Origin of the sequence: Lysobacter sp. TAF61, assembly GCF_052113485.1 — a bacterium.
Taxonomy (GTDB): domain Bacteria; phylum Pseudomonadota; class Gammaproteobacteria; order Xanthomonadales; family Xanthomonadaceae; genus Lysobacter_J.
Window position 1 is genome coordinate 838,411 of record NZ_JBFRDH010000001.1, and the last position, 22,691, is coordinate 861,101.

General features: G+C 66.9%; 19 protein-coding genes and 1 pseudogene. 6 read left to right on the forward strand and 14 right to left on the reverse strand.

Going from position 1 to position 22,691, the window contains the following annotated elements:
- Position 1: 1 nt before the first annotated feature.
- Together AB4Y64_RS03800 and AB4Y64_RS03805 are read right to left on the reverse strand one after the other, a co-directional pair.
- A complete protein-coding gene (locus AB4Y64_RS03800) occupies positions 2 to 655 on the reverse strand; it encodes a rhomboid family intramembrane serine protease (RefSeq protein ID WP_441815088.1) in 654 nt (217 codons plus the stop codon).
- 177 nt (positions 656 to 832) lie between these two features.
- Positions 833 to 1,171 (reverse strand): annotated as a pseudogene (locus AB4Y64_RS03805) (MGMT family protein); the annotation flags it as partial.
- 40 nt (positions 1,172 to 1,211) lie between these two features.
- Between AB4Y64_RS03805 and AB4Y64_RS03810 the strand changes: the two are divergent.
- Positions 1,212 to 1,622 carry a hypothetical protein gene (locus AB4Y64_RS03810; protein WP_441815089.1) on the forward strand — a complete coding sequence of 137 codons (411 nt, stop codon included), beginning with the start codon at positions 1,212 to 1,214 and terminating at the stop codon, positions 1,620 to 1,622.
- 46 nt (positions 1,623 to 1,668) lie between these two features.
- Here the strand turns inward: AB4Y64_RS03810 and AB4Y64_RS03815 are convergent, their stop codons facing one another.
- Positions 1,669 to 2,796: an anion permease gene (locus tag AB4Y64_RS03815; RefSeq protein WP_441815090.1), complete on the reverse strand. Its 1,128-nt coding sequence runs from the start codon at positions 2,794 to 2,796 to the stop codon at positions 1,669 to 1,671.
- A gap of 11 nt (positions 2,797 to 2,807) precedes the next feature.
- Positions 2,808 to 3,434 carry a DUF47 domain-containing protein gene (locus AB4Y64_RS03820; protein ID WP_441815091.1) on the reverse strand — a complete coding sequence of 209 codons (627 nt, stop codon included), beginning with the start codon at positions 3,432 to 3,434 and terminating at the stop codon, positions 2,808 to 2,810.
- A 280-nt stretch (positions 3,435 to 3,714) separates the two neighbouring features.
- Between AB4Y64_RS03820 and AB4Y64_RS03825 the strand changes: the two genes are divergently transcribed.
- Both AB4Y64_RS03825 and AB4Y64_RS03830 read left to right on the forward strand, forming a co-directional pair.
- Positions 3,715 to 5,058, forward strand: a complete 1,344-nt coding sequence (locus AB4Y64_RS03825; protein WP_441815092.1) for a hemolysin family protein — start codon at positions 3,715 to 3,717, stop codon at positions 5,056 to 5,058.
- A complete protein-coding gene (locus AB4Y64_RS03830) occupies positions 5,042 to 5,677 on the forward strand; it encodes an exopolysaccharide biosynthesis protein (RefSeq protein WP_441815093.1) in 636 nt (211 codons plus the stop codon). The genes AB4Y64_RS03825 and AB4Y64_RS03830 overlap by 17 nt, the downstream gene beginning before the upstream one ends.
- Positions 5,678 to 5,685: 8 nt before the next feature.
- On the opposite strand, the gene AB4Y64_RS03835 is transcribed toward AB4Y64_RS03830, so the two are convergent.
- From AB4Y64_RS03835 to AB4Y64_RS03845, 3 genes are all read right to left on the reverse strand, one after another.
- The gene (locus tag AB4Y64_RS03835; protein WP_441815094.1) at positions 5,686 to 7,818 is read right to left on the reverse strand and encodes a putative bifunctional diguanylate cyclase/phosphodiesterase; all 2,133 of its coding nucleotides are present in this window, start codon (positions 7,816 to 7,818) and stop codon (positions 5,686 to 5,688) included.
- The gene (locus AB4Y64_RS03840) at positions 7,815 to 8,741 is read right to left on the reverse strand and encodes a phosphate/phosphite/phosphonate ABC transporter substrate-binding protein (protein WP_441815231.1); all 927 of its coding nucleotides are present in this window, start codon (positions 8,739 to 8,741) and stop codon (positions 7,815 to 7,817) included. Before AB4Y64_RS03840 ends, AB4Y64_RS03835 begins: the two co-directional genes overlap by 4 nt.
- A 101-nt stretch (positions 8,742 to 8,842) precedes the next feature.
- Positions 8,843 to 9,667, reverse strand: coding sequence for an RNA methyltransferase (locus tag AB4Y64_RS03845; RefSeq protein ID WP_441815095.1), 825 nt, complete (start codon positions 9,665 to 9,667; stop codon positions 8,843 to 8,845).
- A 97-nt stretch (positions 9,668 to 9,764) separates the two neighbouring features.
- Between AB4Y64_RS03845 and AB4Y64_RS03850 the strand changes: the two genes are divergently transcribed.
- Positions 9,765 to 10,583 (forward strand): inositol monophosphatase family protein, encoded by an 819-nt coding sequence (locus AB4Y64_RS03850; protein WP_441815096.1) that lies wholly within the window; start codon positions 9,765 to 9,767, stop codon positions 10,581 to 10,583.
- A gap of 691 nt (positions 10,584 to 11,274) precedes the next feature.
- Here AB4Y64_RS03850 and secF read toward each other — a convergent pair.
- From secF to AB4Y64_RS03880, 6 genes are all read right to left on the reverse strand, one after another.
- The gene (gene secF, locus AB4Y64_RS03855; protein WP_441815097.1) at positions 11,275 to 12,237 is read right to left on the reverse strand and encodes a protein translocase subunit SecF; all 963 of its coding nucleotides are present in this window, start codon (positions 12,235 to 12,237) and stop codon (positions 11,275 to 11,277) included.
- 15 nt (positions 12,238 to 12,252) lie between these two features.
- On the reverse strand, positions 12,253 to 14,118 hold the full coding sequence (secD, locus tag AB4Y64_RS03860) for a protein translocase subunit SecD (protein ID WP_441815098.1): 1,866 nt from the start codon (positions 14,116 to 14,118) through the stop codon (positions 12,253 to 12,255).
- A 58-nt stretch (positions 14,119 to 14,176) separates the two neighbouring features.
- Entirely contained in the window at positions 14,177 to 14,518 is a 342-nt protein-coding gene (yajC, locus tag AB4Y64_RS03865) for a preprotein translocase subunit YajC (RefSeq protein ID WP_441815099.1), read from the reverse strand.
- A gap of 150 nt (positions 14,519 to 14,668) precedes the next feature.
- Complete coding sequence (gene tgt, locus AB4Y64_RS03870) at positions 14,669 to 15,793, reverse strand: tRNA guanosine(34) transglycosylase Tgt (protein ID WP_441815100.1); 1,125 nt, start codon at positions 15,791 to 15,793, stop codon at positions 14,669 to 14,671.
- Positions 15,790 to 16,887 (reverse strand): tRNA preQ1(34) S-adenosylmethionine ribosyltransferase-isomerase QueA, encoded by a 1,098-nt coding sequence (gene queA / locus AB4Y64_RS03875; RefSeq protein ID WP_441815101.1) that lies wholly within the window; start codon positions 16,885 to 16,887, stop codon positions 15,790 to 15,792. Before queA ends, tgt begins: the two co-directional genes overlap by 4 nt.
- A 61-nt stretch (positions 16,888 to 16,948) precedes the next feature.
- On the reverse strand, positions 16,949 to 17,380 hold the full coding sequence (locus tag AB4Y64_RS03880) for an Lrp/AsnC family transcriptional regulator (RefSeq protein ID WP_441815102.1): 432 nt from the start codon (positions 17,378 to 17,380) through the stop codon (positions 16,949 to 16,951).
- A 118-nt stretch (positions 17,381 to 17,498) separates the two neighbouring features.
- Between AB4Y64_RS03880 and AB4Y64_RS03885 the strand changes: the two genes are divergently transcribed.
- Positions 17,499 to 18,998: an aminotransferase class III-fold pyridoxal phosphate-dependent enzyme gene (locus AB4Y64_RS03885; protein WP_441815103.1), complete on the forward strand. Its 1,500-nt coding sequence runs from the start codon at positions 17,499 to 17,501 to the stop codon at positions 18,996 to 18,998.
- Positions 18,999 to 19,050: 52 nt separating this feature from the next.
- Here AB4Y64_RS03885 and AB4Y64_RS03890 read toward each other — a convergent pair whose 3' ends face one another.
- Positions 19,051 to 20,145, reverse strand: coding sequence for a phytase (locus AB4Y64_RS03890; protein ID WP_441815232.1), 1,095 nt, complete (start codon positions 20,143 to 20,145; stop codon positions 19,051 to 19,053).
- 218 nt (positions 20,146 to 20,363) lie between these two features.
- On the opposite strand from AB4Y64_RS03890, the gene AB4Y64_RS03895 reads away from it, so the two are divergent.
- Positions 20,364 to 22,691, forward strand: coding sequence for a TonB-dependent receptor plug domain-containing protein (locus AB4Y64_RS03895; RefSeq protein ID WP_441815104.1), 2,328 nt, complete (start codon positions 20,364 to 20,366; stop codon positions 22,689 to 22,691).

Sequence of the window (22,691 nt, forward strand, 5' to 3'; positions counted from 1 at the left end):
GCTAGCGCACCACCCGCATGCGCGGCGGGCCCTTCTTCTTGCCGAACGGCGGTTGACCTCGCCAGTAGCGGATCAGCAGCCAGCCGAACAGCATGCCGCCCAGGTGGGCGAAGTGCGCCACGCCCGGCATCGCATTGGTCACGCCGAGCAGCAGTTCGATCGCGCCGTACACCAGCACCAGCGTGCGTGCCTTCATCGGGATCGGCGGGATCAGCAGCATCACGCGCTGGTTCGGGAACAGCAGGCCGTAGGCGAGCAGCAGGCCGAAAATGCCGCCCGATGCGCCCACCGTCGGGTACGCCTGACCGCCCTGCGACATCGTCCACATGCCCACGCCGATCTGGCACAGCGCCGCACCGACCACGCAGACCAGGTAGTAGGTCAGGTAGCGGCGATCGCCCCACACGTGTTCCAGCGGCGCGCCGAACATCGCCAGCGCCAGCATGTTGAACAACAGGTGCGGGAAGTTGCCATGCATGAAACCGTAGGTGAGCAGCTGCCACGGCATGAAACCCAGGCCGTCGCCCTCACCGCCACCGGGCGGCCACAGCATGAACTGCGCCAGGGCCAGGTCGCCCAGCCACCACTGCAACAGGAACACCAGGCCGTTGGCGATCAGCAGGGCCTTGGTGACGGGGGGAAGGTTCGAAAACATTGCGGCTCCTCGAGTGCGCTACATGGTAGCCGCTGGCCGGCACGATCGGGCCGGAAGACGGTGTTGCCGGGGCGTCCAGCCTCAGCTGGAGCGTTTGCCGCGCGCCGGTGCCCTGGCCGCCGTGGAGGTCGGGCGGGCGCGGGGCGGCTTTGGCGCTGCCGGCGCCGTCATCGGCTGGCCCCACATCTGTTCGTCGAGCGTCGCCGCGGCGCGCTGGCCGCGCACGCGCCCGCCTTCAACGCGCACGCCTTCTGCGCGCAGCCTCTGAGCCTGCTCGCGAAATCCCTTCGATCCTTCCGGAAAGGCGATGCGGCCGTCCGAGCGCAGCACGCGGTGCCAGGGCAACGCCGGGTCGTCGTTCTGGCCCAGGATCCGCGCCACCAGCCGCGCGCGCCCGGGAAGGCCGGCGCGACGCGCCACTTCACCGTAACCGGCAACCTCGCCCGCCGGAATTGCGCGTATCGCGGACAGTATCCGCACAGCGGCGTCGTCCTTTGCGGCGGTGGGCTTGCTCATCGCGGTAGCATAGCGGCCATCCCCCGGAAGGAGCCGCCCCGTGCGCAACTTCGAATCGATCCGTCGCCATATCAAGGCGGCCGATTTCCACACCACCGAACACGACGTCGACGTGATCTGCATCGAGCTGTCGCTTGAGCAGGGCACGCGCCACCAGGCGATCTTCCTGTCCGAACTCGACGACGAGGACGGACGCCCCTATTTGCGGGTCAGCACTGCGGTCTCGCCGATCACCGGCCTGGACGCCAAGCGTGCGCTGATCTTCAACTGGCAGAGCCGGGTCGGCTACCTCGCCATCGGCGAGCTCGACGGCGTGCCGCACCTGCAGCTGTGCGAGAACCGCCCGTATGAAGGCCTGGACGCGGCCGAGGTCGACCGCCTCGTGCTGGAGATCGGCGGACTGGGCGATCGCATGGAGCGGACGCTGTCGGCGGGCGGGGACTTGTTCTGATGTTGCCCCTCTCCCGCGTGCGGGAGAGGGTTGGGGTGAGGGCGACCTAGGTCCAGCCCATCACCCGGAACAGTTCGAAGAACAGGTAGGCAATGCCACCTGCGGCCGGGATCGTCAGGATCCACGCCCAGATCATCTTCTCCACCACGGTCCACTTGATCGCGTTGAAGCGCTTGGCCGTGCCCACGCCCATGATCGCCGACGAGATGTTGTGCGTGGTCGACACCGGGATGCCCAGCGATGATGCCGCCAGGATCACCGCCGCGGCGCTGGTCTCGGCCGCGAAGCCGTTGATCGGATGCAGCTTCACCAGCTTGTGGCCGAGCGTCTTGATGATGCGCCAGCCGCCGGCCGCGGTACCGGCCGCCATGACAATCGCGCAGCTGAACTTGATCCAGGTGTCGATGTCGTTGTGTTCCAGCGCCTCGCGCGAGGGGTGCAGGAACGCCAGCCACGACGGCAGGTTGTCGAGCGTGCCCGCCGACTGCGCGCCGACCAGGGCCAGGGCGATGATGCCCATCGTCTTCTGCGCGTCATTCATGCCGTGGGCGAAGCCCATGCCGGCGGCACTGACCAGCTGCGCCTTGCCGAAGAACGCGTTGACCCAGCGCGGCCGCGCCATGCGCGCGAGCACGCCGCCGCTGCTGGCCATCAGCGAAATGATCGCGAACAGCAGGCCCATCACCAGGAAGCCGGAGGCGAAGCCGAGCAGCGGCGAGCTGAACATCGGCACGATCACCTTCCACAGCACGCCGGCGCTCTTGTACCAGGGGTCGGCCGGCTGCGACCAGATGATCGAATGGAAGTTGTTGCTGGCCGCCGCCACGGCGGCGCCGCACAGGCCACCGATCAGCGCGTGCGAGGACGAGGACGGCAAGCCCTTCCACCAGGTGATCAGGTTCCACACGATGGCGCCCAGCAGCGCGCACAGGATCAGCTGCGAGCTGACCTGGACCACGCCGTTGTCGAGCAGGCCCGACGCAATCGTCTTGGCCACCGCGGTGCCCCACAGCGCACCGAGCAGGTTGGTGATCGCCGCCATCGCCACCGCCTGCATCGGCGACAGCACCTTGGTGGCGACCACGGTCGCGATCGAGTTGGCAGTGTCGTGGAAGCCGTTGATGTACTCGAAGGCAAGCGCCACGATCACCACGACCAGAACCAGGGTCAACATCGGCCCGGCCCTCAGGAGTTCTTGAGCACGATTTCGTAGCACACCACGCCAGCCTCGCGGCAGCGGTCGATGGCTTTCTCGAGGATCTCGAAGAACTCCTTGAGCAGGAACATCTGCAGGCTGTCCAGGCGACCGGAATAGATGTCGCGGTACAGCTCCAGCATCAGGCGGTCGGCCTCGTTCTCGATCGAGCGCAGCTGGTCATTGAGCGCCTTCATCGGCTCGAGCTTGAGGTGGCGCAGCTGGTGGACCATCTGCACGACGACACCCGATGCCTGCATCAGCATCGCGCCGCGCGGCGCGAAGTCGATGTGCTCCAGGTGGCGCGTTGCCAGCGAATAGCGGTCGGCGAACTTCTCGACCTGCTTGGGAATCTTGTACAGCGCCGAGCCCAGCGCTTCGATGTCCTCGCGCTCGATCGGGGTGATGAAGCTGTTGACCAGCTCCTGGCTGATCTTGTCCGAGGCGTTGCGCTCGCGCTGGCGGGCCAGCTTGAAGGCGTCCAGCGCCGGCTGACGGTCGGCCGACTTGAGCATCGTGTGCAACGCCGTGGTGCTGTCGTGGGCGGCGACTGCGGCCTCTTCCAGCAGGGTATAGAACTGGTTGCCTTGGCCGAAGATCGTTTGCAGGGAGAACATGCTGGAGGTGCCTCTAGGTGCCGGACTGGCGGCTCGGTGGGGGTTCTGCGGGCGGAATTATGACGGTTCGGAGTCAGGAGCGCGCGCCCCGCGGCGACCCAAGGGGTTGAATTCGCCCGCCCTGCTACCATCCCTCCAGCTTGCAGCCCCCTGCTCCGCCCCTTTCCCCTGCCCCCGGCCCCATGGACGACGACCCAAAACAGCCCTCCGCGCACGCCTGCTCCCCCTTTCCCCATCACGGCGCGTGCACTCCGGCCCGCCCTCCTGAGGCAGGGACCGCATGCTGCAACTGCTGACCGTCATCTTCCTGATCATCCTCAACGCCTTCTTCGCGATGTCGGAGATGGCGCTGATGACCTCGCGCAAGCTGCGCCTGAAGCAGATGGCCGAGGATCCGGTCCACCCCAGCCGCGGCGCCCGGATGGCCCTGGCTCTGGCCGAGCACCCGGACAACCTGCTGTCGACCGTACAGGTGGGCATCACCACGATTGCCATCCTCACCGGCACATTCGGTGGCGAGTCCATTGGCCTGGCGATTGCCGCCTGGCTCCGCGACCTGTGGCCGGAAGCGGCGCGGTACTCCGGCGCGATCGGCCTTGGCACCGCCGTCACGCTGATCACCTCCGCCTCTGTGATCTTCGGCGAGCTGATCCCCAAGCGCCTGGCACTGACCAACCCCGAGCGCATCGCCAGCGTCATGGCCTTGCCGCTGTACGGCCTGTCGCGCGCGGCGCGGCCGGTGGTGGCCACGCTCGGCGCGATCAACCGCCTGGTGCTGCGCATGCTCGGCATCAAGGACGACGCCCGCAGCGCCATCAGCGAAGAGGAAATCCGCCTGCTGGTGAGCGAGAGCCACGAGCAGGGCGTGATCGACGCCGACGAGCGCAAGATGATGAACCGCGTGCTCAGCCTGGGCGACCGCACCGCCGAGAGCCTGATGACGCCGCGCACGCGCATCGCCTGGCTCGATGCCGCGGCCGACTTCGCCGAGAACCTGGCGGCGATGCGCGAGACGCCGTTCTCGCGCTACCCGGTCTATCGCGGCAACGACAGCGACGTGCTTGGCATCCTAGAAGTTAAATCGCTGCTCGATCGCCTCGACGAGCGCGCGCCGGACCTGTTCAAGGATCTGCGCGCAGCGCTGTTCGTGTCCGAGTCCACGCATGCGATGAAACTGCTGGAGATCTTCCGCGAGGAACAACAGTCGCTGGCGCTGGTGGTCGACGAGTACGGCGACATCAGCGGCATGGTCACCGTGGCCGACCTGATGGACGCGGTGGTGGGCCGGATCCATTCCGGCATGAGCCATACCGGCGAAGACGAGGACGACAGCTCACCGGTGGTGGAACGCGCCGACGGCTCCTACCTGCTCGACGGCTCACTGCCGATCGAGGACCTGCGCGAACTGATCGGTGGCGGCCGCCTGCCGGACGAGGACGAGCACGACTTCCATACCGCCGCCGGCATGGTGATCGCGCACTTCGGCCGCATCCCCTACGTCGGCGAGCATTTCGACTGGAGCCAGTGGCGCATCGAAGTGGTCGACCTGGACGGCCCGCGCATCGACAAGCTGCTGCTGCAACGCATCGAACAGGAACCCACGCCGGATGACACAGCGGGCTAGCCACGAGCAGCCCCACGAAGCCGGCACGCGCGCACTGCTCGACGGCTTCGCGGAAGGCGACCCGAACGAGCAGTTGCGCATGAGCGACGTGCTGCACGGGCTGGGCGACCGTTCCTTCGGCATGCTGCTGTTCGTCTCGACCATCCCGGCGTTCATTCCGATCCCGGGACTGGGCGGCGCGATCAGCGGGCCGCTGGTGATCCTGATCGGCGTGCAGCAACTGTTCGGAATGCGCGAGCCGTGGTTACCGGGCTTTCTCGCCCGCCTCGGGCCGCACCGGCACGCGATGGTGCGCTTCCGCGACCTGCTCGCACCGTGGCTGACACGCCTGGAAAAGCTGGTGCGTCCGCGCGCGACCATCCTGCTCGATCACCGCTTGGCCGATTTCTTCACCGGCCTGCTGCTGATCCTGCTGGGCGTGCTGCTGTCGCTGCCGATCCCGTTCACCAACTTCCTGTTTGGCGCGTTGCTGGTGGTGTTCGCGCTGGCGCTGCTGGAACGCGACGGTTATCTGATGGGCATCGCCTGGGCTGCGGGCGTGGTTGCGATCGGCGTGTTCGGCGTGCTGTCGGGCAGCCTCGCGGCCGCGGCGGCGCGCTGGATCGACATGGTGATGTGACCACGGCCTCAGCAGGCCACCGCCATGAACTCCTCGGCCGTCACCGGATGCCCCAGCCAGTAACCCTGGGCGAAGTCACAGCCGCGCTCGCGCAGGATCGCGTACTGCCCTTCCTTCTCCACGCCCTCGGCCACCACCAGGATGCCCAGTGAGTGCGCCATCGCGATGATGGCCGTGGTCAGCGCCAGGTCGTCGGGGTCACGCAGCACGTCGGCGACGAAACTGCGGTCGATCTTGACGCCATCCACTGGCACCCGGCGCAGATGGCTCAGCCCGGAGAAGCCGGTGCCGAAGTCGTCCAGCCACACCTTCACGCCCATGCCGCGCAGCTGCGAAAGCAGGTTGCTGGCGTGGCGCTCGTCGCCGATCACGGCGGTTTCGGTCAGCTCCAGGTGCAGCAGGTCGGCCGGCAGGCCGGTCTCGCGCAGCGAGGCCGCCACGACGTCGGGCAGGTCGCCATTGCGCAACTGGCGCGGTGACACGTTCACGGCGAGGAACAGCGGTTCTTCGCCGCTGCGCGACTCCTGCCAGCGCATCGCATCGGCGCAGGCCTTGTGCAGCACCTGCGGCCCGAGCACTTCGATCAGACCGCTCTGCTCGGCCACGTCGATGAACACCGACGGCGCGACCATGCCCAGCTCCGGATGTTTCCAGCGCAGCAGCGCCTCGGCGCCGATCATCGCGCCGTCGACCAGGCGGAACACGGGCTGATAGGCCAGGCTCAGTTCGCCGCGGTCCCAGGCCCCGCGCAGTTCGTGCTCCAGGTGCACGCGGCGCTCCACCGCCTGGTCCATCGCGCGGCTGTAGAAACGGAAGCAGTTCTTGCCGGCGACCTTGGCCTGGTACATCGCGATGTCGCCGTTCTTCATCAGCGATGTCGCACTGGAGGCGTCTTCGGGGAACAGGGTGATGCCGATCGAGGTACCGAGGAACACCTGGCGGTCCTGCACCAGGATCGGTTCGCCCAGTTCGACCACCAGCGTCTCGGCCAGGCGCGTTGCGATCGTGCGCACATCGGCTGTCGGATCGTCGCCGCCCTGGACCAGAATCACGAACTCGTCGCCGCCGAAGCGCGCCAGCATCGCGTCATCGCCGCCGATGCGTTGCACGGTGTGTTCGATCCGGCGTGCGCACTGCAGCAGCACGTCGTCGCCGGCATCGTGGCCGAGGGTGTCGTTGACGCGCTTGAAATCGTCGATGTCGGCGAACAGCAGGGCCAGCTGGCTGCCCGCCCCATGCAGCTGCAACAGGCGCTGGTCCAGCGACTCGCGGAACGCCAGGCGATTGGCCAGCCCGGTCAGCGCGTCGGTGTAGGCCATGCGCCGGATTTCGCGGTCGTGCCGCGCCAGGCTGCGGCTCATGCGGTCGAAGGCGAGCATGAGGTCGCCCACTTCGTCGTCGCGGTTGTCGATGGGCGTGGCGGTGTCGAAGCGACCGGCCTCGATCGCGCGCGCCGACTCGGCCAGTTCGCGGATCGGGCGCACGAGCAGGCGCTGGATCAGCCACAGAGACAGCGCGCCGAAGGCCAGCATGCCCACGCCGAGCAGTCCGATCCAGATCACGTAGCGCTGGCTGAGGGCGTCGAGCCGGCCGCGCAGTTCGCCCACGGCCTGGTCCTGGAAACGTCGCATCGCCACCAGGTCGTAGCCGATGCGGACGCCACCAATGCGCTGCTGGCCGATCATGATCGGGGCCGACACATCCATGACCTTTTCGTCGAACTGCGTCATCAGCGCCTTCGAGGCGATGACCTTGTTGGCCAGGGCGTCGTCCATGCGCTTGCCGTAGTGGACGATCGCCTCGCTGCCGTCGTGCAGCACCTGGCCGGCGTCGTCGTAGACGATCACGTAACGCACGTCCGGGTTGCGCAGCGATGCGCGGCTGAGCACGCCGATGGCATCGAGGTCGGAGTAGTACATCGGGTTGGTCAGCGTCGCCGCCAGCTGCGCGACCGCGCCCTCGCCTTGCCGGCGCATGCTTTCCCCGACCATCGTGCGCATCGCCTGGCGGCTGACGCCCTCGACCTCGTTGCGCATGCGCTCCTGGCGGTTGAACAGCAGTGCCAGCAGCGCCAGCACGACCAGCAGCGCCACGCCCATCAGCAGCATGAACTTGGCCTGCAGGCCCAGGCGCAGCTTCATTCGACCTCCGCCCGGACGCGGGCAACGCCATTGGCGATGTGGTCCAGCGCGCGCTTGGACTCCGGGTCGATCGGCATGAACCGGGTGGTGTGGAAGAACCGCAGCAGTGCGTCGCCGGCCTCCGGATCGCCGGCGGCATCCATCAGCACTTCGCGCAGGCGCGCCTCGACGCGCGGGTCGAGGTCGCCGCGCACCATCTCGAGCGCGCGCGGGTATTCCTCGGTCTCGCCGATCACGACCAGGTCGCTGCGGAACGCCGGCGGCATCCGTCTCGGGTTGGCCCAGTCGAGGTTGCTCATCACGCCGACATCGGCCAGGCCCTTGTGCACCCAGGTCGAGATGTTGAGCTCGGACCAGGCGAACATGTAACCGACCGCACCGCTTTCGATACGGTCGTCGGGCGACAGCAGGATTTCCAGCGACAGGCCGCGATCGAGCAGCTCGATGGCGGGGACGAAGTAGGCGCTGGTCGAGGACGGCCGCTGGAACGCGACGCTATGGCCGCGCAGGTCGCCCAGCGAGTGCAGGCCGCTGTCGCGGCGGGCGAAGAAGAGGCTGTGGTAGTGGCTGGTGCCGTCGCGCTCGGTCAGCAGCAACGGCTTGGCCGCGGCACGCTGGCGCAGCAGCATCGCCGTGCCGGTGGTTTCGGTGACCCAGTCGACCCGGCCGCGGCGCAGATAGCTGGCCATCTGCTGCGAATCCTTGGCCATCAGGATCCGGCCCTCGCGGATGCCGACGTCGGCCATGCGCGGGACGACGTAGTCGAGCAACGGCTTGAGTTGCTCGTAGTGGGTCTTGGGGTCGTCGCTGATGCGCCCGAGCACGAGCACGCCGGAGTCGTTGCCGGCCTTGATCGGAAACGGCGCTGCCGCCGAGGCCAGCGCGATTACGGATAGCAGGACGATGCTGCGCAGGCTAGCGATCAAGTACGGAAGATCCGTCTAAGTGCCACGGCCAGCCTAATACGAAAACCCGTTGGGCCGATACTGCAAACCCTCGGCCGCCCCGCAGATCATCGCTTTGCCTACTCCCCGGGTCTGGCCAGACTGGCCATGCGCTGGGCGTCGGCCAGGATCCCGCGCAGGATCCGGACCTCGCGCGAATCCAGACCGGCCCGCAGGTAAAGCCGGCGCAGCTTGCGCATGGCCGAGTCCGGGGCCCGGCCCTTGTGGAAGTCGATCGCGTCGAGGGTGTCGGCCAGCTGGGAAAAGAACCCTTCCATCTCGGCGTGGGACGCCGGCGGGTCGCGCTTGTCGGGGCCAGACTCGCTGTCGACGCCGGCCGCGCTGCCGGCTTCGGCCAGTACCGCCAGGCGCAACTCGTAGCTGAGCACCTGCACTGCCGCGGCCAGGTTGAGCGAGCTGTAGTCCGGGTTGGCCGGGATGTGGACGGACGCGTGACACAGCTGCAGTTCGTCGTTGGTCAGTCCGGTGCGCTCGCGGCCGAAGACCAGCGCCACTTCGGCACCGGCTGCGGCCTCTCCGACCGCGCGGGCGGCGGCATCGCGCGGCAGCAGTTCCTCCAGCGCAACACGGCGGCTGCGCGCGGTGCAGCCCAGGACCAGGCGGCAATCGGCCACGGCCTCGGCCAGGGTGGCGCAGGTGACCGCACCGGCAAGGACATCGTCGGCGCCGGCGGCCAGGGCATAGGACTCGACGCTGGGCGCCTTTTCCGGCGCGACCAGCACCAGCCGCGACAGGCCCATGGTCTTCATGGCCCGCGCCGCCGATCCGATGTTGCCGGGGTGCTGGGTGCCGACCAGGACGACGCGCAGGCGGTCGGCCGGGCCAGGGACGAGGGATGCGGGCGCGGGCACGGAGTCGGGCACGGTTTTCGATTCGGAAGTCATGGCCTGCAATGGTAAACTCCGCGCCCCGGCTTCGAGCCGGTCCGCTCTTTGCCGCCGCCAGTCCGTCCCCCACCTCCCCCTCCAGAGGCCGCTTGCCATGCAGAAACCCGCCGTCACCCTCATGGTCAAGGCCGCCCGCGCCGCCGGCAACGTGCTGCTGCGGCACATGAACAAGCTCGATGCCCTGAACGTGGTCGAGAAGGACCGGATGGACTATGCCAGCGAAGTCGATGGCCTGGCCGAGAAAGAGATCATCAAGGAATTCCGCCGCGCGACCCCCGACTACGCCATCCTGGGCGAGGAAAGCGGTCCGATCGGCAACAACCGCTTCACGTGGGTGATCGACCCGCTCGACGGCACCAGCAACTATCTGCACGGCATCCCGCATTTCTGCGTGTCGATTGCCCTGGTCGAGAACGGCGAGCCCGTCCACGGCGTGATCTTCGATCCGCTGCGCAACGAGCTGTTCACCACCAGCCGTGGCAGCGGCGCCACGCTCAACGATCGCAAGATCCGCGTCGCCGACCGCAAGGATCTCAATGGCGCGATGCTGATCACCGGTTTCCCGCCGCGCGAGCGCGCGCGCACCAGTGCGCACCTCAAGTGCATCGACACGCTGTTGACCGAGGCCGAGGACATCCGCCGCACCGGTTCGGCCGCGCTCGACCTGGCCTATGTGGCCTGTGGCCGCGCCGACGCTTACTTCGAGGCCGGGGTGAAGCCGTGGGATATCGCCGCCGGCGCGCTGCTGGTGCGCGAGGCAGGCGGCAAGGTCGTCGACTTCCGCGGCCGCAGCACGGGCCCGATGGACACGCGCGGGCAGATGCCGCGTCAGTTGGTCGCCGGCAACCTGAAGATCTGCGACGCGCTGCAGAGCAAGATCGTCAACACGGGGTATGCGTCGGCGTTCGATTGATCGCTTTTCGCTTTTGGTGCCGGAGGAGCCGCGCAATTGCGCGGCTTTTTCGTGCTTGCCTGGGTGTGCGATTGCGTGATTGCGTGATTGCGTGATTGCGTGATTGCGTGATTGGGGAGGAGGTGGGGCGTATTTCGTGAACCTCCGCTTCGCTCCGTTAATCGTTCACGAAATACACCCCACCCCCTCCTTCACAACGCTTCCGCCGATTCATTGACTTCGCGTGTTGGCGTTCTTGTACTGCCCGCGTGACGCAGCTCCGATGGTGGGACTCGGGCTGCCTGGATACAGGGCGGTGTCCGTGCCCTACTCATTCGCGCGTCCGCTCGGTGAGCTCGGTCCCGGACGCCCGCGAAAGGATCAGGTGGTTCCAAAAGAAAAACAGTTGCCCGTCATTCCCCGGGGTGCGGGTTGGGGTGAGGGTCACCGAAGACCGGGCAGTGAATTGGCAGGGCGTCGTCCACCGCGCCGGGGATTGATCCGCAGCGGGACATGGATGTCCCGCGCCCCGCATCGGACATGGATGTCCGACTAAGGGGCGGAGCAATCCCCGGCGTGGTGGGCGGCGCCGTTCCGCAGGCGGCAGGGCGTGACGGGTGTTCGGATGCCGGAGGTGTTCGAAGGCCCAGGATGCCGGGCAAGAAAAAGGCCGCGCAGTGCGCGGCCTTTCTCGTCGAACTGCTGGCAGCCGTTACGGCCTGCGTGCCAGCGCCGCCTCGTCCTTGGCCTTCGGCATCAGATCCTGCTTGGTGACCTTCAGGAAGCCGATGGTCAGCAGCGGGCACGCCACGAAGATCGAGGACAGCGTACCGATGATGATGCCGATCATCTGCGACTCGGCCATGCCCTGCAGCGAACCGCCACCGTAGATGTACAGCGCGACCACCGTCAGGAACGCCACGAACGACGTGATCACCGTACGCGACAGCGTCTGGTTGATCGACTTGTTGAGGATCTCCTCCGGCGAAGCGCGCATCGAACGGAAGTTCTCGCGGACACGGTCGAATACCACGATCGTGTCGTTGATCGAGAAGCCCATCACCGACAACACGCCGGCCAGCACCGTCAGGTCGAACTCGTGGCCGCTGATGGCGAACCAGCCGGTCACCACCACCACGTCGTGCAGCGTCGTCAGCACGGCCGCGATCGCGAACTTCTTCTCGAAGCGGAACGAAATGTAGATCAGGAAGCCGGCGACCACGAAGATCAGCGCCCACAGGCCGTTGATCGCCAGGTCCTTGCCGACCTGCGGACCGACCACCTCGCTGCGCAGCACCTTGCCCGGGTTGCCCTCGAACGCCAGGGCGGCCTGGACATCGCTGGCCGTGGTGTTGTCCTTCTTCTCGGCACCTTCAGCCGCCTGCTTGGACTGCATGCGGATCAGCAGGTCGTTGCCGCTGCCGAAGTTCTGCACCTGCGCGCCACCGTAGCCGGCGCGATCGAGGCGCTCGCGCACCTCGTCGACATCGACCGGCTTCTCGAAGCGCATCTCGGTGACGGCGCCGCCGGTGAAGTCCAGGGCAAAGTTGAAGCCTTTGACGGCCATCGCGCCAACAGCGACCAGCAACATCGCCAGGGCGATGCCCAGCGACAGCCAGCGCAGGCGGATGAAGTTGATGTTGCTGTCGTAGGGGAAGACGTTGAACGGTTTCATCTGCTTATCTTCCCGTCAGATCCAGATCGACTTGATCTTGCGGCGACCGCCGTAGATCAGGGTGGCAATGGCGCGCGAGACGCCGACCGCGGTGTACATCGAGGTGGCGATACCGACGATCAGCGACACCGCGAAGCCCTTCACCGGGCCCGTGCCGAAGGCGAACAGCGCGACGCCGGCGAGGATGGCGGTGAGGTTGGCGTCGGCGATGGTGCCCGAAGCGCGCTCGTAGCCCTCGGCAATGGCCGTCTGTGGTGGCAGCCCCAACCTGAGCTCCTCGCGTATGCGCTCGTTGATCAGCACGTTGGCGTCGACCGACATGCCCACCGTCAGCGCGATACCGGCCAGGCCAGGCAGCGTCAGGGTGGCGCCGAACAGCGACATCACCGCGATCAGCATCAGCATGTTCAGCAGCAGCGCCAGGCAGGTGATGATGCCGAACACGCGGTAATAGAACAGGAAGAAGATCAGGGCGAAGGAGAACGAGTACACCACCGCGGTCAGGCCGCGCTCGATGTTCTCCCGGCCCAGGCTCGGGCCGACGATGCGCTCTTCGATGAAGTCCATCGGTGCGGCCAGTGAACCCGAGCGCAGCAGCAGCGCCAGGTCGGCCGCTTCCTTGGAGCTGTCCAGGCCGGTGGTCTGGAACTCCTTGCCGAACACGCCGTTGATGTTGGCCACCGAGATCACTTCCTCGTTGACCTTGGTAGTGCGCACTTCCTTGCCATCGACCATGCGCACCTCGGGGATGCGCTCGATGTAGACCACCGCCATCGGCTTGCCGACGTGGTCGGTGGTGTAGTCGAACATGCGCTGGCCGCCGACACCGTTCAGGCGCACCGACACGGCCGGAGTACCGGTCTGCGTGTCCATCATCGAGGTCGCGCCGACCAGCTGGTCGCCGGAGGCGATCACGCGCTTGTTGAGCAGCACCGGCATCGGCTTGCCGTCCGGGCCGAGCTCACGGCGGAAATAGACGCGGGCTTCCGGCGGAACATTGCCAGTGGCGACGGCGTCGAAGGCATTGCCCTCGACCACGCCGCGGTATTCCAGGGTCGCGGTGGCGCCGAGGATGCGCTTGGCCTGCGCGGTGTCCTGCACACCCGGCAGCTGCACCACGATGCGGTCGCTGCCCTGGCGCTGGATGATCGGTTCCGACACGCCCAGGGCGTTGATGCGGTTGCGCAGCGTGCCCACGTTCTGCTCGATCGCCTCGACCGCCATGCGCTGCAGCTCGGCCTCGGAAACCTGCATGGTCAGGGTGTTGCCCTTGACGTCGAGCAGCAGGTTGGGCTGGCTCTTGGCGATCTGGTCGCGGGCCTTGTCGGCATCGCCGGCACTGGCCAGCGTGGCGACGACGGTATTGGCGCCGCGGCGTTCGACCGCTTCGTAGCGGATGTGGCCGTCGCGCAGGCTCACGCGCGCGTCTTCGGCGGTGGCGTCCATGCGCTTGTCGAGCGCGGCCTTCTGGTCGACCTGCATCAGGAAGTGCACGCCGCCCTGGAGGTCCAGGCCCAGCAGCATGGGCTTTGCGCCGATCTTCTCGAGCCAGTTCGGCACGGTCGAAGCCAGGTTCAGGGCAACCACGTAGTTGCTGCCGAGCTTCTCGCGCAGGGCGTCATTGGCGCGGATCTGCTGATCGGGGTTGGTCAGGCGAACCAGCAGGTTGCCGTTGTCGATCTCGACCGCTTTCGGCGAGACCCCGGCTTCCTTGAGCGTGGCGCTGACCCGGGCGCTCAGCGCCGGATCGATCTTGGCGCCGCGGCTGGCCGTGACCTGCACGGAGGGATCCTGCGGATAGATGTTCGGCAACGCATACAGCGCGCTGAGCAGCAGAACGATCAGGATGACGAAGTATTTCCAGCGCGGGTAAGTCAGCATCTAGGGCCCCTGCGGCGGCCACCCCGGCCGCCGTATGTCAAATTCTTCTGGAGACGGCTTACGCCGACTTCAAGGTGCCCTTCGGCAGCACATTGGCGATGGCGGCCTTCTGCACGCGGATGCGCACGTTGTCGGCAATTTCCACGGTGATGAAGTTCTCGCCGATGTCGCTCACGGTGCCGGCGATGCCGCCGCTGGTGAGGACCTCGTCGCCCTTGGCGAGCTTCTCGAGCATGCCGCGATGCTCCTTCTGGCGCTTCATCTGCGGACGGATCATCAGGAAGTACATGACGCCGATCAGCAGGATCGGGAACAGCAGCGACATGCCGAAGCCGCTGCCGCCGGCCGGAGCGGCCGCCTGGGCGTAGGCGGGGGAGATCACGAGATCAAGCAGGTTCATGACGATTGTCCTGGATCGAAAAATAGCTGGGGATTATGCCATGGGGCGGGACCGGTCCTTCTCCCGCTGGCGGGAGAAGGTGCCCGAAGTGCGGATGAGGGTGTTTTCTGGGTGCCTGGGCGCCCTGCCCTCACCCCCACCCCTCCCCGGCTAGCTGGAGAGGGGCTCCAAGGCCCGTGCGGCGTAGAAAGACTGCCGGAAGGCCGAAAAGGTTCCCTGGGCGATGGCTTCGCGCATCTGCGCCATCAGGCGCTGGTAGTAGCGCAGGTTGTGCAGGGTGCCCAGCATCGGCGCCAGCATCTCGTTGCAGCGGTCCAGGTGGCGCAGGTAGCTGCGGCTGAAGCCGTTGCGGCAGGCGTAGCAGTCGCAGCCTTCCTCGATCGGGCGCAGGTCGCGCTCGTACTTGGCGTTGCGCACGCGGACTGTGCCGAAACTGGTGAAGTAATGGCCGTTGCGGGCGTTGCGGGTCGGCATGACGCAATCGAACATGTCGATGCCGCGGGCGACGCCCTCGACCAGGTCCTCCGGCCGGCCCACCCCCATCAGGTAGCGCGGGCGGTCGGCCGGCAGCTGCGGGCAGGTGTGCTCGAGCATGTGGTTGCGCTCGGCCTCCGGCTCGCCGACGGCAAGGCCGCCGATGGCATAGCCGTCGAAACCAATCGCCTTGAGCCCTTCGGCCGAACGGTCGCGCAAGGCCGGATGGACGCCACCCTGGACGATGCCGAACAGCGCCGCGTCATTGCCCTCGTGCGCCTTCTTCGAGCGCTCGGCCCAGCGCAGGCTCAGCTCCATCGACTTGCGCGCCACTTCTTCCGTGGCCGGGTATGGCGTGCACTCGTCGAAGATCATCACGACGTCGGAGTCGAGCACCTTCTGGATGTGCATGCTCTCCTCGGGGCCGAGGAAGACCTTGCTGCCGTCGGTGGGCGCGGCGAAGGTCACGCCCTGCTCGGTGATCTTGCGCTTGTGCGCCAGCGAGAACACCTGGAAGCCGCCGGAGTCGGTCAGGATCGGCCCGCTCCAGCGGCCGAAGCCGTGCAGGCCGCCGTGGTCGCCGATCACGTCCAGGCCCGGGCGCAGATACAGATGGAAGGTATTGCCCAGGATGATCTCGGCACCGAGCTCGCGGATCTGCTCGGGCATCACGCCCTTGACCGAACCGTAGGTACCCACCGGCATGAACGCCGGCGTTTCCACGGTGCCACGCGGGAAGGTCAGGCGACCGCGACGGGCTGCGCCATCGCTGGCGAGCAGGTCGAACGACATCCGGCTCATGCAGTCACCTGCGGGTACAGCAGCATTGCGTCGCCGTACGAGAAGAAGCGGTAGCGCGAGGCGATCGCGTGGTCGTAGGCGGCGAACACGCGCGCCTTGCCGGCAAAGGCGGAAACCAGCATCAGCAGGGTGCTCTCGGGCAGGTGGAAATTGGTGATCAGCGCGTCGACCGAACGGATCCTGTAGCCCGGCAGGATGAACAAGCGGGTCTCGCCGGCGTAGGGCTGCAGTTCGCGCTCGCCGGCGTCATTGGTGCGCATTGCGCTTTCGAGCGCGCGCACCACCGTCGTGCCGACCGCGAACACGCGACCGCCGGCGGCGCGCGTGCGCTGGATCTGCTCGATCAGCGCGGCGCCGACGTTGAGCCACTCGCTGTGCATCACGTGCTGGCCCAGATCGTCGACCCGGACCGGCTGGAACGTGCCCGCGCCGACATGCAGGGTGACATGGCCGAACTGCACGCCGCGCTCGCGCAGCTGCTGCAGCAGCGCCTCGTCGAAATGCAGGCCGGCGGTCGGTGCGGCAACCGCGCCGACTTCGCGCGCGAACACGGTCTGGTAGCGGGTGTCGTCGTCGCTGCCGGCCTCGCGCTGGATATAGGGCGGCAACGGCAGGCGCCCGGCGTGCAGCAGCCACTGTTCCAGCGACTCGGGTATGTCGAACCGCAGGCGATAGAACTCGCCGTCGCGGCCGAGCACTTCGGCTTCGCCGCCGGCATCGAGCAGGATCTTCGCGCCCTCTTTCGGCGACTTGCTCACGCCCAGTTGCGCGCGCACTTCATGGCCGCCGAGCAGCCGTTCGATGAGGATTTCGACGCGGCCGCCACTGGTCTTCTGGCCATACAGCCGTGCCGGGATGACGCGGGTGTCGTTGAACACCAGCAGGTCGCCGGCGGCAAGCAGGTCCGGCAGGTCGCGGAAACCGCGGTCCTGGAAACCGTCCCGCTGCACGGCGGGGTCGCCGGGATCGCCGGGATCGCAAGGATTGGCCGGCGTCGGCGGCACCACCAGCAGGCGGCTGGCCGAGCGCTCGGGCAATGGCGCCTGCGCGATCAGTTCCGGCGGCAGGTCGTAGTGGAAATCGGATTTCTTCAAGGCGGGGGCACGCAGGCGGCGGGGCTGGCCGCAGGACCGGCCATTGTAAGACCCCCGGCCACTACCGCTCGAACTTCGCCGACAGGATGATCGCCGAGGTGGTCCGCTCGACCCCGTCGATGGCGCCGATACGGTCGGTCAGCTCGTCCATCGCCTCCACCGTGGGCACCACGCCCAGGGCGATCAGGTCGAACGGGCCGCTGACCGAGTGCAGGGCCCGCACCTCCGGCATCGCGTGCAGCACCGCCACCACCGAGGCCATCTGCTTGGGCAGGACGGTGACCATGATGTGGGCGCGGATGTGGCCGCGCTCGGCCTCGTCGTGGACCCGCACGGTGTAGCCGTCGATCACCCCCTGCCGCTCGAGCCGCTCTATCCGGCTGTGGACGGTGGTCCGCGACAGTTTCAGGCGGCGGGCGATGTCGGCGGTCGAGGCCCGTGCGTTCTCGCGCAGGACCGAGAGCAGCTGCTGGTCGGCGTCAGTTATCTTCATCTTGCCCACATTCTTCGTCGAAGCGACGAGATTGTCCAATGTTTCGTACAAATCCGCACTGTCTACCGACGAATTAATCCAGATAATAGGAGATTGCGTACCGACCCAGGAGAACACCATGGCCGCCGTCATCGACCGCCTCGCCCCTTTGCGCGCCCACCAGGGCATTCGCCGCACCCCGGGCCTGGACGACGCCACCATTGCCCGCTTCGCCGCCAGCCATGCCGAGCTGATCGAAGCCATCGAAGCCGCCGGCCAGGAATACCAGCGCCTGAAGGACGACTTCGCCGAACTGCTCGACCTCGATGAGGACGCGCAGATCCAGGCCGTGCTGGCCGGCTACATCAATTTCTACCCGGACGACGCGGTCAATCCGTATGTCGCCCTCGCCGCACGCGGCCCCTGGGTGGTCACGCTCAAGGGCGCGGTGCTGCACGACTCCGGCGGCTACGGCATGCTCGGCTTCGGACACGCGCCCAAGGCGGTGATCGCGGCGATGGCCAAGCCGCAGGCGATGGCCAACATCATGACGCCGTCGCTGTCGCAGCTGCGCTTCGATCGCGCCCTGCGCGCGGCGATCGGTGCCGCTCGCGGCGGTTGCCCGTACGAGAAGTTCCTGTGCCTGAACTCCGGTTCGGAATCGGTATCGCTGGCCTCGCGCATTGCCGACGTCAACACCAAGCTGATGACCGATCCGGGCGGCCGCCATGCCGGTCGCGCGATCAAGCGCCTGGTGGTCAAGGGCAGCTTCCACGGCCGCACCGAGCGCCCGGCGCTGTATTCGGACTCCTCGCGCAAGACCTACATCCAGCACCTGGCCAGCTTCCGTGGCGAGGACACGCTGCTCACCGTCGAGCCGTATGACGTCGAGGCACTGAAGAAGGTCTTTGCCGACGCCGACGCCAATGGCTGGTTCATCGAGGCGATGTTCCTCGAGCCGGTGATGGGCGAAGGCGACCCGGGCCGCAGCGTGCCGCCGGCGTTCTACGCCGCCGCCCGCGAACTGACCCGCAACCACGGCTCGCTGCTGCTGGTCGATTCGATCCAGGCCGGCCTGCGCGCCCACGGCGTGCTGTCGATCTTCGACTACCCCGGCTTCGAGCAGCTCGATCCGCCGGACATGGAGACCTACTCCAAGGCGCTCAATGCCGGCCAGTACCCGCTGTCGGTGCTCGCCGTCGGCAAGCGCGCCGCCGAGCTCTACAAGAAGGGCCTGTACGGCAACACGATGACCAGCAACCCGCGTGCGCTCGACGTCGCCTGCGCCGTGCTGGAGCAGGTCACCCCTGCCCTGCGCGAGAACATCCGTGCGCGTGGTGTGGAGGCGATCGAAAAGCTGGAGAAGCTCAAGGGCGAGCTCGGCGGAATGATCACCGGGGTCCAGGGCACCGGCCTGCTGTTCTCGTGCGAACTGGCGCCGCAGTTCAAGTGCTATGGCGCGCGTTCGACCGAAGAGTGGCTGCGCGAGCATGGCATCGGCGTGATCCACGGCGGCGTCAATTCGCTGCGCTTCACCCCGACGTTCACCATCACCAGCGAAGAGATCGATCTGCTCGTGGCAATGGTGGCGAAGGCGCTGAAGGAAGGGCCGCGGGCCGAGCAGGCCGTGGCGGCGTAACCGCGCAGTGCCTCCCTCTCCCCCTGCGGGAGAGGGACGACCGCGAACGCGGTCAGGCAGAGGGGGCGGTGCAAGTCCGCAGCGACAACGCCTTCGCAATATCCCGCCAGTCGAACGCCGCCACCGCCTGGTCGTCATCGACTGCGTAGAACACGCCCTGCGGGAAGCGCGCACTCGCGCTCTGGTCCAGCCACACGCCATCGGTGTTGGCCGTCTTGCCACCGGCAAACGCGCCGACATGCTCGAGCGTGTTGCGATCGAACACATGGAACAGGCTGCGATCCTTGAACTGGTCCGTCGCGATCCAGTAACCGCTGCCATCGGCGCAGCGCGCCAGCGCCATGCCCTCGGCCTGTGCCTTGAACAGGTCGGCGCCGATGTCCCGGCCGCGGTACCGGCCGTCGAGTCCGTACTCGCGCAGGCGCGTGCCGGCGGCGACATCTTCTTCCGCCAGCAGCAGCCGATCGTTGGCCACGTCGCCGAACACCGATTCGGCGATGCGGATCGCGCCGGCCTCACCGGTGTCACCGAACGTGCCCATCAACCGTGCCTGCCAGCCGCCCGGAATGCGGCGGAGCTGATAGCGCTTGAAGCGATCGCCCAACTGCGCCAGCGGCGGCGGCAGGTCCTCGTTTTGCGGTGACATGTAGTTGTCGCTGACGATCACCTCGTAGCTGTCCTTCTGCGCGCGGACCCACAGGCCGTACGGCTGCTTGAGGTCATCGCCACCGAACACCAGCAGCGGTTTCAGGTCAGGCAACTGGAACACCTGCACGCGATGGTTGTCGCGCTCCACCACCAGGGCGAGGCTGTCTATCACGGCGATACCGTTGGGCCGCCGCATCTGGCCCAGCGCGGTGCCGGGGCCGGCGACGCTGCGTGCCGACTTGCCGGTATCGCCGTCGTAGACGACCAGCTTGTCGGTGGCCTTGCCCGTTGCGATCAGCCAGCGCTTGCCATCGGGTGAGCGCCAGCTCGCCGGCGAGTCGATGTTGTCGGCCGGCGTGGCGGCCGTGATGAAGGCTTCGGCCACCACCTGGTGCGGCACGTTGGCCTGGCCCAGAAGCGGGTCGGCCTGCGCGGATTTCTCGTCGGGTTCGGGCGCGTGGGCAAGGTCCGGCGCGGTCATGGCGCAGGCAGTGAGCATGGAAATGAGTGCCAGCGTGGCCAGGCGTGAAGTCACGGTTCCCCCAGAAGTCTGAAAGCAAACCTCGGCTTTCTACGCGGCCATTGTGACGGCTTCATTGCGGGAGCAAGCGCCGGAGCGACGGACCATTCCGACAAATTTCCGACATATTTCCGCCATCCCCGACACGTACAAATCGCGGTTTGTTTGTCGCCGCCTTGGCATGGGGATGCAGATCAATGGAACGTAACCTTCTCGCCCGCGGTCTCTCGCGGGCTTTGTTTTGCGTGGTACTGGCGCCTGTCAGCTTCACCGCCGCCGCCGACGACAGCGGCGAGCCGGCACCCGACCCGAAGCAGCTCGACGCGGTCGTGGTGCAGGCGGACATCGCCTACCGCAACCGCACCGATGCCACCGCGCCGGTGCTGTCCTACGACCTGGAGTACTTCCAGCGCTTCGAGCCGCTCACTGTCGGCGACATGCTCAAGCGCGTTCCCAGCGTCGCCTTCGTCTCCGACGTGCTCGAGTACGACGGCGCGCAGTTGCGCGGCCTCGACCCGGGCTACACGCAGATCCTGATCAACGGCAAGAAGGTCCCGGGCGCGGGCAACGACCGTTCCTTCTTCGTCGACCGCATTCCGGCCGAACTGGTCGAACGCATCGAGATCGTCCGCAGCGCCAGCGCCAACCGCTCCGGCGATGCCGTCGCCGGCGCCCTCAACATCGTCCTTCGCGATGCGTACGAGTTCGATGGCAGCTACGTGCGCGGTGGCGTCATGCACTTCGACGACGGCAAGTACAAGAACACCTACGGCGCCGTCAGCAGCGGCGAAGTCGGCGGCGGCCGCCTGCTCGGCGGGTTCAACGTCCAGGGCCGCTACAACCCCAAGGTCAAGCGCAGCGATCGCTTCGAGGAACCCGGCGGCGACTTCGTCGACCGCCAGGACCAGGACGATACCCGCGACGGCACCGACTACTCGGCCAACGTGTCCTATACCCACGACATCGGCACGGGCCGCCTGTCGCTGGACGGCTTCTACGTGCGCACCGACCGCGACGAAACCGAGCACTCCCTCGAGTACAACGACCCGTCCAGCACCAGCCGCGACAACCTGCTGTCGGTCAATGACCAGCTCGAGAACATCAAGCAGGACAACTGGTCGTTTGGCGCCAACTACGTGTTCGACATGCTCGGCGGCCGCACCGAGCTCGACCTCGACTACGCCCGCTTCGACGACGACACCGCCTCGACCGAGGAAGAGACCGGCTACGACGACGATGACACGCCGCCGTCGTTCGACGGTCGCGAGGGCACGCGCACCCTGAGCGACATCCGCGACGACGAGCTCGGCTTCAAGTTCGCGCACAAGCGCCAGTTCGAAGCTGCCCGGATGGAGTTCGGTGTCGACTACCTCGACAAGCAGCGCGACACGGGCCTGCAGATCAGCGAGATCGAGTCCGATATCGAAGGCGCGGCACTGCCGCCGTACGAGGACTTCGAAGCGATGAGCAGCCGCATCGACGAAACCCGCATCGACCCGTACCTGATGTTCTCCGGCACGTCCGGCGCGGTCGCCTGGGAGGCGGGTCTGCGTTACGAGACCACCGACATCGACGTGCGCGCCGACGACAGCGCCGCCAGCAACGATTATTCGACCCTGCTGCCCTCGGCCCATCTCAAGTGGGACGTCAGCGACGCCGACCGCATCAGCCTGTCGCTGGCGCGCACGGTCCGCCGCCCCAACTTCGACCAGATCCTGCCGCTGACGCTGGAAGAGGAGTTCGGCGACAACGACTTCACCGGCAACCCGCTGCTGGAGCCCGAGCGCGCCTGGGGCCTGGACCTGGGCTACGAGCGTCGCCTCGGCCAGCGCGGCGTGTTCGGCGTCAATGTGTTCTATCGCGACATCCAGGACCTGATCGAGACCGTCAACACCGGCGATCCGAGCTCGACCGCACTGGGCGACTACGAGGACGAGGTTGAAGAGTTCCTCGACGAGAACCCCGGCGCCGACGAGAACACGCCCGGCTATCCGCAGTTCGATCCGGACAGCTTCGTCTACACGGCGAAGAATGTCGGCGACGGTTACGTCTACGGCATCGAGTTCGACCTGTCGACGCCGCTGACGGTGTTCGACCTGCCCGACACCGGCGTGTTCGTGAACTACTCGTGGCTGGACAGTTCGGTCGACGACGAGTTCGGCGAGCGCCGCTTCAACAACCAGGCCAAGTACGTCTACAACATCGGCTTCATCCAGAACATCCGCGACTGGGGCGTGTCCTTCGGCGCCAGCTACCGCCGCCAGGGCGATGCCTACTCGCGCATCGTCAGCGAGGAAGTCACCACCACCTATGACGGCGACCTGGAAGTGTTCGTCGAGAAGCGCTTCGGCGAGCGCATGTCGGTGCGGCTGACCGGCTCGAACCTGCTCGATGCCTCCAAGGACGAGGCGTTCAACAAGTTCGACAACGCCGCCGACCAGATCGATCGCGATTTCGACGAGTACGAACTGGAGCGCGAGACGTCGGGACCGGTCTACCAGTTGATCGCACGCTATTCGTTCTAG